The sequence below is a fragment of the Geobacillus sp. G4 genome (assembly GCF_040327975.1).
Classification (GTDB): domain Bacteria; phylum Bacillota; class Bacilli; order Bacillales; family Anoxybacillaceae; genus Geobacillus; species Geobacillus thermoleovorans.
Window position 1 is genome coordinate 1 of the sequence record NZ_JBEPJY010000052.1, and the last position, 1,118, is coordinate 1,118.

A 1,118-nucleotide genomic window follows, 5' to 3' on the forward strand; every position below is an offset into this window, starting at 1 on the left:
GGGTTGGCGCTTTATTTCTCGAAACCAGTCATGAAGCATCTCGTTCATATCGTCGATGCGATGATCACAAAGGGCTTTTCGGGAACACTGACCGATCTTCATCATGGGAGTTTTCACCCGAATCATCGCACGACATTGAGCCATTTTTTCACGAAAAGTCCGTGGGATGAAGAAACATTGCTTCGCAAACTCCAGCAGTGGATCCTTCGTCGCGTCGAACGCAGCGCGAAACGAGAGAATCAACCCATTTTTGTTTCGATCGACGATACGATTTGCCAAAAAACGAAGCCTTCGTCACGGGCAACACACACCATTCAAGGGTGTGATTGGCATGATTCTCATACAGAGAAAAAGTCGATCTGGGGACATTCGCTCGTTTGGCTTATGGTTCATCCTGCAACCCAGGCGTTTCCCTTTGCCTTCCGCCTCTACGACAAGGCGGTTGGGAAAAGTAAAGGGGAACTTGCGATCGAGATGCTTTCTTCGTTGGATGTACGCCGTCCCGTTTATGTGCTGATGGATTCGTGGTATCCATCGCAATCGCTCGTGAAAGCTTGTCTGAAAAAAGGATTTCACGTCATCGCGATGCTCAAAACGAACCGCATTCTCTATCCGAACGGCATCGCCGTTCAAGCGAAGCAGTTGGCTCGCTCTATCGAACCAGACGACACTCACCTCGTCACGGTGGGAGAAGAGCGTTATCGCGTCTATCGTTACGAAGGAACGCTCAACGGTCTCGATGATGCGGTGGTGCTGCTTGTTTGGAAAGCCGACCAACCGATGACATCGGAACATCTTCATTGTGTCTTGAGCACGGATCGAGAGCTAAGCGATGAAGAGATCTTGCGCTACTATGCTGAGCGTTGGTCAATCGAATGTTTCTTTCGTCAAGCGAAAGATCAGCTGAAGCTTGATGGGTGCCGCGTTCGCGAGCGACGGGCGGTGAAACGGTATTGGATCTTGGTGCAGCTGACTTACGTGTACAGTATGTTCGAGTCCAACTGTGATTTTTCGGATGGGCTCGATCTCCTGCGCAAGCGAAAAGGACATAGCCTCGTGGAGTTCATTTACAGCGCAGCAAAACAAAATATTCCTATTGACGCCGTGAAAAAACAGCT

The 1,118-nt window shown here is 49.7% G+C and carries 1 protein-coding gene; it reads left to right on the forward strand.

The window, feature by feature from the left end; translation table 11 throughout:
* On the forward strand, positions 1–1,118 hold a 1,118-nt coding region (locus ABS784_RS16825; RefSeq protein WP_352513352.1), incomplete at both ends, for an IS701 family transposase.